7 protein-coding genes are annotated in these 9,012 nt (G+C 30.4%); 3 read left to right on the forward strand and 4 right to left on the reverse strand.

Annotated elements, in window-relative coordinates:
- The first annotated feature begins 235 nt into the window (after positions 1–235).
- Both AC30RD_RS03890 and AC30RD_RS03895 read left to right on the forward strand, forming a co-directional pair.
- Complete coding sequence (locus tag AC30RD_RS03890; protein ID WP_489492940.1) at positions 236–430, forward strand: hypothetical protein; 195 nt, start codon at positions 236–238, stop codon at positions 428–430.
- Positions 427–597 carry a hypothetical protein gene (locus AC30RD_RS03895; protein ID WP_489492941.1) on the forward strand — a complete coding sequence of 57 codons (171 nt, stop codon included), beginning with the start codon at positions 427–429 and terminating at the stop codon, positions 595–597. Before AC30RD_RS03890 ends, AC30RD_RS03895 begins: the two co-directional genes overlap by 4 nt.
- A gap of 2 nt (positions 598–599) precedes the next feature.
- Here the strand turns inward: AC30RD_RS03895 and AC30RD_RS03900 are convergent, their stop codons facing one another.
- Together AC30RD_RS03900 and AC30RD_RS03905 are read right to left on the reverse strand one after the other, a co-directional pair.
- The gene (locus AC30RD_RS03900) at positions 600–1,289 is read right to left on the reverse strand and encodes a dUTP diphosphatase (RefSeq protein WP_489492942.1); all 690 of its coding nucleotides are present in this window, start codon (positions 1,287–1,289) and stop codon (positions 600–602) included.
- 16 nt (positions 1,290–1,305) lie between these two features.
- Positions 1,306–3,942 carry a valine--tRNA ligase gene (locus tag AC30RD_RS03905; RefSeq protein WP_489492943.1) on the reverse strand — a complete coding sequence of 879 codons (2,637 nt, stop codon included), beginning with the start codon at positions 3,940–3,942 and terminating at the stop codon, positions 1,306–1,308.
- A gap of 87 nt (positions 3,943–4,029) precedes the next feature.
- Between AC30RD_RS03905 and AC30RD_RS03910 the strand changes: the two genes are divergently transcribed.
- Positions 4,030–6,042, forward strand: a complete 2,013-nt coding sequence (locus tag AC30RD_RS03910; RefSeq protein ID WP_489492945.1) for an ATP-dependent helicase — start codon at positions 4,030–4,032, stop codon at positions 6,040–6,042.
- Here the strand turns inward: AC30RD_RS03910 and AC30RD_RS03915 are convergent.
- Positions 6,039–7,283, reverse strand: a complete 1,245-nt coding sequence (locus AC30RD_RS03915; RefSeq protein WP_489492947.1) for a type II secretion system F family protein — start codon at positions 7,281–7,283, stop codon at positions 6,039–6,041. The two genes, AC30RD_RS03910 and AC30RD_RS03915, sit on opposite strands and share 4 nt — an antisense overlap.
- Positions 7,280–9,012, reverse strand: a 1,733-nt coding sequence (locus tag AC30RD_RS03920) for a GspE/PulE family protein (protein ID WP_489492948.1), incomplete at its 5' end; no start/stop codon positions are given. The genes AC30RD_RS03915 and AC30RD_RS03920, both read right to left, overlap by 4 nt.

A 9,012-nucleotide genomic window follows, 5' to 3' on the forward strand; every position in this document is an offset into this window, starting at 1 on the left:
CGTTTGCACTTTTTAATAAAATTTTCAAACGCTGCGTTAGCAAAAATCGCATCTGGTTTGAGCGAAATTTAGTAATTTTTCAGAATACTCAATTCCAAATTCCCAATGCCTAATTCCAAATTTCCAATTTCCAATGTCCAATGTCTAATTTGGTTAAAATAGTTAAGTGATTGAGTAGTTAAGTAGTTGAGTGGTTGAGTAGTAAGTATGAAAAAAATTTTTGAAAGAGATAAAAATGGATAAAAAGTTTGAAGATTGCGTAAAAGAGTATATAAAAGAGTTGGAAAAAGAGTTTTTAAAGATTTTAGAAAATCCAAAAATGGATAAAAAAGCCAAAAATCTAGCCACAAAACCTTTAGTTACGAAAAAAAAGATACTTTTAAATACTCTTGATGCGCTAAAACTTGTAGAGAAAGAGAGTGGAAAATGAAAAAAATACATCTAAAACATATTCCGATGTATATTTTGGTGGCTTTTTTGGTAGGGTCGATTTTATTTGTTTTTTTGGCCCCCATTTTTATAATAGATAAAATTCAAAGTGATGCTAAAAAACCAAAAGAGAAAAGGGAGCTTATTTTCTCCCCAAAAAATAGATAGATTTATATTTTTTTATATTCATTTTCCAATTTTTTATATAATTTGTCAAAATTTATCTCTTTTTCATTTTTTATTATCTCTTGCATTACTATATTATCCTCTTTATTATTCCATATTTTTTTATATGAACCACTTTTATATCCGTGATCTTGTCTAAATTTATTTAAGACATTTTTTCCAATATATAGCTTATATAGTTCATCAAAATTTAACTCTACCGCGTCACAAGCTTTAAAAAATGTCTCAAGTAGGCTCTCTTGATAAAGATCGCTATCATTTTTAATAAGAGAAAGAGCCATAAGCTCTTCAAAAATATCCAAATATTCATCTATTTTTAGATTATCTTCTTTGTTCCATTTTTGAGGAATTTTAATATCGGATTTTACATCTTTTAGATTTTCTATAAGATTTGCAAGATCTGTTGGAGAATGAAATTTTAAAAGGTAGCTCATTATAAAATGCCATATATCTACAAGCTCTATTTTTATATTTTGAAGATCAATATTTGCTTCTATATTTTTCCAATGTTTCCAGGGAAAAGAGTCTATTAGCTCCGCACTCTCCATAAATATACATCTTTTCCAGTTTATTTTTTTACTATTTTTTGTAATGTCTTCTCTCCAATTTGGACCGTTGGTATCACTGTTTAGTTCATTTTGCAAAAGAAGCATCTCTAAAATTTTTTCTTTCATAAAAATTCCTTTTAATTTATAGCGAAGATAAAGCTTTAAGTTCGTTTTCAACTTTTTGGAGTTTATCTTTTAACTCTTTTTCATTTTTAATATTTTGTTCAATTACATTTTTGGGAGCGTTTTTAATAAAGTTTTCATTTGATAACATCTTTTTTATTTTTTCTAAATCTTTTACGATTTTTTCTTTCTGTTTATTTAGCCTATTTATAATCGGAGTTAGATCAACGCTTTGTATTGGAATAAATACCTCTAAATTATCGCTAACATCAGCTATGGCCTCTTTTACTCTATCTTGCGTAAACTCTATATTTTCAACTTTTGCAAGTTTTTGAATATAAGGTTTTGCTTTTTGTGTATCTATATCTATTTTTGAGTCTAATTTTATATATACTTTTGAAATTTTTTGATTTGCCATATCAATTAGTGCTTTTGCTCTTCTAATAGAGACAATTGCTTCTATTATGATTGAAAATCTTTTTTCAATATCTTTGTCTACACTTTTATATTTTGGATATTTTTGAATCATTATAGATTCGTTTTCTTCTAAACTTTTGCCACTTAGCATTTGATATAGATATTCGCTTATAAAAGGCATAAATGGATGAAGAAGTTTCATAGACTCTTTATATATTGCACCTATTTCATTAATAGATGATTTATCTGCTTTGCTTAGTTCAATTCCCCAATCGCAAAATTCACCCCACAAAAATCTATACAAAGCCGTAGCAGCATCGTTAAATCTATAATTTTCAAGATTTTCTCTCGTTTCTTTAACTGTGCTATAAAATCTACTCAAAATATATTTTCCAAGATCGGTTTTTACCTCAATATCCGATAAGTCATCAAATTTTTCCTGATTCATCTGTAAAAATCTTGCCGCGTTATAAAGTTTGTTGGTAAAGTTTCTTGATAATTCAAGTTTCTCTTTTGACAATCTTATATCTCTTCCTTGAACAGCCAATATCGCAAGGGTAAATCTAAGGGCATCTGTTGAATAGGTATCCACCATCTCTATAGGATCTATTACGTTTCCTCTTGATTTGCTCATTTTATGACCATGCTCATCTCTAACAAGGGCATGTAGATAAATATCTTTAAAAGGTAGCTCTTTTAAAAAGTGCTCTCCCATCATAATCATTCTTGCAACCCAGAAAAATAGAATATCAAAACCGGTTATTAAAAGGGAGTTTGGATAGAACTCTTTTAGATCATTTTCATTCCATTTTTCTCCTTTTCCCCACTCTCCGTTACCCCAGCCTAAAGTAGAAAAAGGCCAAAGTGCCGAGCTAAACCATGTATCTAACACATCAGGATCTTGATATATGTTTGAAGATCCGCATTTTGGGCAATTTTCTTCTTTTTCCTTTTTACTTGCCCATTCGTTTGAACAATCTTTACAATACCATACAGGGATTCTGTGTCCCCACCAAAGCTGTCTAGATATACACCAATCTCTTAGCTCTCTCATCCATGCGTTAAAACTATTTATCCAATGGCTTGGGTAAAATTTCGCTTCTTTATTGTTTACTTTTTTTACCGCATCTTTTGCTATATCGGCTTTTACAAACCACTGCTTAGAGATATAAGGCTCAACTATATTGTCGCATCTATAGCAGTGTCCTACTTGGTGGCGATAATCTTCAATTTTTTCTATAAAACCTTCTTTTTTTAGTTTTTCAACTATCTTTTCTCTAGCTTCTAATCTCTCAAGGCCTTTAAACTCACCTGCATATTCATTTAAAATACCTTTTTCATCAAAAACTGTTATAAATTCTAAGTTATGTCTTTTGCCAACTTCGTAATCGTTTGGGTCGTGTGCTGGAGTTACTTTAACAGCTCCAGTTCCAAACTCCATATCAACATAATCATCGGCAATTATCGGTATTTCTCTATTAATTAAAGGAAGTCTTACCTTCTTTCCAATTAAGTCTTTATATCTTTCATCTTTTGGATTTACCATAACGGCGGTATCTCCAAAATATGTTTCAGGTCTGGTTGTGGCAACTACTATATATCTATCTTCATTAACAATAGGATATCTAATAAAGTATAATTTTCCCTCTTCTTCCTTATATTCAACCTCTATGTCACTTAGTGCACCATCATGGGTACACCAATTTACCATATAATTGCCTTTTATAATTAATCCTTCGTTATATAGAGTTACAAACGCTTCTTTTACCCCATTTTTGAGCCCCTCGTCCATTGTAAATCTCTCTCTACTCCATGCAGGGCTCACTCCAAGTATTTTTAACTGCTCAACTATAGCGTTACCATACTTTTCTTTCCATTTCCAAACTTTTTCTAAAAATTTTTCCCTACCTATTTGCTCCTTTGTAACTCCCTCTTTTAAAAGCTCCTTTTCTACAACATTTTGGGTAGCGATACCGGCATGATCGGTGCCAGGTTGCCATAATGTTTTGTATCCGTCCATTCTTTTGTATCTAACTATGATATCTTGCAGGGTAAATGTAAGAGCATGTCCGATATGCAGACGCCCAGTAACATTTGGAGGGGGCATCATTATACAAAATCTTTTATCTTTTTCTTGAATATTTTTGTTTCCTTCTATTTCAAAATAGCCTCTTTTTTCCCATATTTTATAAAAATTTTTTTCTATCTCTTTTGGGTTATATCTGCTGTCCTTTTTCATAAAAAAATCTTTCCTTACTTTAAAATTTTTAGCGCAATTATAGCAAAATGGAGTAAAATTAGCACTTAATTTTTAAAAAGGAGAAAGATGCCTTTTAGCAAACTAAATAAAGAGCAGTTTATTGCCGCTACCGCTCCTTTAGGATATAACCTAATAATTGCTAGTGCAGGAACAGGCAAAACCTCTACTATTGTTGGAAGAATAGGCTATCTTTTAGACCAAGGAGTAGACCCAAAAAAGATTCTGCTTCTGACCTTTACAAATAAAGCTGCAAATGAGATGATAGGAAGGGTTGCAAATTTTTTTGGCAAATCAAAAGCAAAAGATATAGAAGCAGGGACTTTTCACGCAGTTTGTTATAGATGGTTAAAAAAGCTTGACCAAAAAGTCGTTTTAAAACAGCCTAAAGAGTTAAAAACCCTCTTTAGAAGCATTTATGAAAAAAGAAGTTTCATAAATTTTGAGCAAAAACCTTATAAACCTTCATATCTATATGAGATTTATTCTCTATATCAAAATAGCGCGTTAGTGCTGGATTTTGGCAATTGGATAGCAAAAAGAAAGGAAGACCAAGAGATTTTTATAGATATATACAACGATATTATAGAGGAGTTTGAAAAAACTAAAGAAAATTATGGCTTTGTAGGATTTAACGATTTATTAATCAAAGCAAAAGAGAGTGCAAATGATTTAGATACTTTTGTCGAAATTCTTGTAGATGAGTATCAAGACACAAATAATCTACAATCTTCTTTATTAGATAGTTTAAAATCAAACTCCCTTTTTTGCGTTGGAGATTATGATCAAAGTATTTATGCCTTTAACGGAGCAAATATAGATATAATCGCAAATTTTAAAAAAAGATATAAAAATGCAAAAATTTTTAATTTAAGTAAAAATTATCGATCAACAAAATATATACTCTCTTTAGCCAACAAAGTTATATCAAATAATGAAAGAATATATCCAAAAAAGCTTGAAGTTGTAAGAAAAGAGGATTTTGGTCCTCCAAAGCTTCTTATTTATGATGAATTATATGAGCAATATAGAGATATCGCAAACAAAATAAAATCTTCAAATACACCTTTTGAAGAGGTTGCCGTAATTTTTAGAAATAATGCAAGTGCCGATGGTATTGAAGCTAGTTTAAGAGAATTGGGTATTAGCTGTAAAAGAAAAGGGAGTGCGAGTTTTTTTAACGCCAAAGAGGTAAAGGCGGTTTTTGAATTTATATCTTTACTTATAAATCCAAAAGATGTTATGAGTTTTATACATATATTTGAATATGCTAAAGGGGTAGGGGCTTCAATCGCAAAAGATATATATGATGGATTATTAAAACTTGGAGAAGGGGATTTTTTAAAAGGGTTGATAGATCCTATAGAGTTAGAAAATCCATTTGAAAAAAGGATAAAAAATTATCAGCTGGGACTATTTGATGATTTTTATGAAATTGGGAGTAAATCAAGATTTAAAGATATGGGATTTGATGAAAATTTTAAAAAAAGTTCCATATTAAAACATCCAAAACTATCAGTTGAGGGAGCAAAATTTTTATATTTTATTTATCTACTTTTTAAAGATTTAAAAAAAGCCAAAAATCCTCTCACTATCGTTAACAAAATTTCAAAATCAAAAGTTTTTGAAAATATAAAGGAGAGTTTGGCAAAAAAAAGAGCTATGTTAAAAGATGGCTCAATCGATGAGAATCTAAAAATAGAAAATTTAAGCAAAATTGATAGAAAAATAGATCTAATTTACGAACTGGCAAAATCTTATAAGGATATTGAAAGATTTTATAACGCTATGATTTTAGGATCTAGCGAAATGAGTGAAGGAAGAGGCGTGAATCTTTTAACAGTTCATGCTAGTAAAGGACTTGAATTTAATGATGTATATATTGTTGATTTGGCAGACGGTAGGTTTCCAAATAGAAAACTTATTTTAAAAACAGGAAGTTTGGAAGAGGAGAGAAGACTCTTTTATGTTGCTGCAACAAGAGCAAAAAATAGGCTTTTTTTATCTTATGCCAAATATGATAGGATAAAAAAAGAGGAGTATAAACCGTCTCCCTTTTTATTTGAAGCGGGATTGATTTAACGCCCTTTAACGGCTTTTGCCATATCCCACATCGGTAAAAATATTCCAAGGGCCAATAATAACACTAACGCTGCTATGATTGTAAGCAAAATAGGCTCTAAATAAGAAGACATATTATCTAAAATATAATTAAATTTCATTCTATAATAATCTGAAACTTTTCTCATCATAGCGTCTAACTGACCGCTTGATTCGCCAGCTCCTATCATCTGAATGATCATATTCTCAAAAAGCCCTGTCTCTTTAAAGGAATCCGTTAACGAAACACCTCTTTCAACATAAACTTTAACAGAGTCGAGTTTTTCTTTGATATAACTGTTATCAACCATTGATACGGCGCTATCCAAAGCTTCAGCAACGGGGATACCTGCAGATACTAGCTCTGTAAAGACTAAAGTAAATCTGCTTAAAGTCGCATAATAGATAATATCTTTAACTAAATATATTTTTAATAAAAATTTATCGATATTATATTTGACTGTTTCATTGTTTCTGTAAAAATACATTATTATAAAAATAGTTACAATAAACCCAACAAGAATCTGTAAACCATAAGTGGAAAAAGCATGTTCAAGCCATAATAAAATTTTGGTAGGAAGAGGAAGTTCTGCTTTAAATCTTTCAAATATTGCTTTAAATTTCGGTACGACAAACATAATAAGTATAACAAAAGCGATGGCCATAGCAGTAAGCGTAATAAGCGGATATCTTATCGCCTTTTTAAATTTTATGATATTATCTCTAATCTCTTCTAATATATTTGATAAAGTAAACAGAGCGTCAGGCATATTACCAGTTTGCTCTCCAAGTTTAATCATAGTAACCGTTAAAGATCCTAATTGATATTGAAAATTCTCAACAGATTCAGATAGACTAAGACCCGAGTTTATATTTTCTGCAATTTGATTTAAAATATCTTTTAATGTTTTATCAACAGTAGAGTTTGCGATCTCTTTTAATGCATCATATATAGGAATTCCGGCATTTGTCATAACAGCAAGTTGTCTTATAGATGTTATTAAAGTGTTTTGTTTTATTCTTTTCTGCTTAAAATAGGATAGTATATTTTTTTGAAAATCCTTAATTCTGTCCTCTAAAGGGGGCGTAGTTTCTTGTATCCTAATAATTACTCCCCCTTTTTTTAGTTTGGCAAGATGTAAGGCTTCTTCTTTATTTTCGGCTTTTAAAACAATAGACTCTTTTTTGCCCTTTAATAACAGATCTAGCTGATAATATTTCATGATAATCTTGTCACCCTTAATACCTCTTCTATAGTTGTTTGACCTTCTAATGCTTTATTTATACCATCTTGCAACATATTTATAAAACCGTGTTCAACCGCATAATTGGTTATTTTTTCTTTACTCTCTTCCCTGGCTATCATACTGGCTAATTGATCATCGATGGTTAAAACTTCCGAAACCATTTCTCTACCTAGATATCCTGTCATATTGCAATGTTTACATCCTTTACCTTTGTAAAATTGATAATTTTTAGGAAGATACTCTTTTAAATCTCTTTCAATATTTGGTAGTATCGTAGTTTTTTCTTTACAATACGGACATATTTTTCTAACAAGCCTTTGTGCTTCAATGGCAATCAAAGATCCACTTACAAGATAAGACTCAATCCCCATATCAACCATTCTTGTAATAGCGCTTATAGCATCGTTTGTATGGAGTGTTGATAAAACCAAATGGCCTGTTAAAGCAGCTTGCACCGCAATTCTTAAAGTCTCTTGATCTCTAATTTCCCCTATCATTATAATATCTGGATCCTGCCTTAAAATCGATCTTAACGCAGTTGCAAAAGTATAGCCGATTTTTGGTTGAACTTGGGATTGTTGAACTAAATTCATTTGATATTCTATCGGGTCTTCAACTGTTATAATCTTTTTTTCAATACTTCTAACCATATTTAACGCACCATATAATGTAGTGGTTTTACCGCTACCTGTTGGTCCCGTAACCAAAATAATACCATATGGCGTTTTTAAAGATTTAACAAATTTTTTATAATTATAATCGCTCATTCCGGCATCTTCGAGTTTTATCATAGCTTTGGATTTATCTAAAATCCTCATAACTATGGATTCACCGGTCATTATAGGAAGCGTTGAAACCCTAAAATCATACTCTTTTTTCATAATAGTAGCTGAAAACCTACCATCTTGAGGTTTTCTTTTTTCTGCTATATCAAGGTTTGAAAGAAGTTTTATTCTTGAAGACAGTGGAGGGTAAATATCTTTATCAAAAATAAACTGCTCGGTTAATATTCCATCAATTCTTGTTCTAACAATACAGTTTTTTTCGGTTGGTTCTATATGTATATCGCTAGCTCTTGAAATAATAGCTGTTTTTAAAATAATCTCAATTAATCTAAGTATCGCGCTTGATTCTCTTGCTTCATTTATATTTCCAGCGTTTATTTCTTTTCTAATTTCGTTTATAATACCCTTAACGCTTTCACTAAGTTCTAGTTTATTTAAATATCTTTCTATCTGTTTTATGGGAGAGATAGCCACTTTTATAGGTTTTTTTGGAAATAGTCTTTGAATCGATTCTTGCGCACTCATATCTAAGGGGTCTTTAAATGCGACAAGAATATTGATATCTTCTTCTTTAATAGGAATCGCTTCAAACTTTTTTAATTGAGTAAGAGGTATTTTGGAAGCCAATCTAAAATCAATATCGATAGAATCTAAATCGATATATTCTATATTTAAAATTTTTGCTATATATTTTAAAATTTTTTCTTTTAAATTATTAGGCATGGATTCTAAATCATCAATATTTAAGCTTCCTTCTCTTATTAAATCTCCAAAAAATTTTATTACAAAATTTTCTGAAACTACGCCTTTAGATATTAGGTTATGTAATAAATTTTTTTCGGTCGTTGTTCCATTTTTTATCTGATTTAGTGTATCTGGAGGAACAATAGATTTTTCAAGAAGTAAAGATGTGATTTTTT

Source organism: Nitrosophilus sp. (assembly GCF_982775275.1).

Excerpts from the sequence above, each read along its gene's own strand:
- AC30RD_RS03890 (WP_489492940.1), top strand. The coding sequence starts at position 236 with ATGGATAAAAAGTTTGAAGATTGCGTAAAAGAGTATATAAAAGAGTTG.
- AC30RD_RS03895 (WP_489492941.1), top strand. The coding sequence starts at position 427 with ATGAAAAAAATACATCTAAAACATATTCCGATGTATATTTTGGTGGCT.
- AC30RD_RS03900 (WP_489492942.1), bottom strand. The coding sequence starts at position 1,289 with ATGAAAGAAAAAATTTTAGAGATGCTTCTTTTGCAAAATGAACTAAAC.
- AC30RD_RS03905 (WP_489492943.1), bottom strand. The coding sequence starts at position 3,942 with ATGAAAAAGGACAGCAGATATAACCCAAAAGAGATAGAAAAAAATTTT.
- AC30RD_RS03910 (WP_489492945.1), top strand. The coding sequence starts at position 4,030 with ATGCCTTTTAGCAAACTAAATAAAGAGCAGTTTATTGCCGCTACCGCT.
- AC30RD_RS03915 (WP_489492947.1), bottom strand. The coding sequence starts at position 7,283 with ATGAAATATTATCAGCTAGATCTGTTATTAAAGGGCAAAAAAGAGTCT.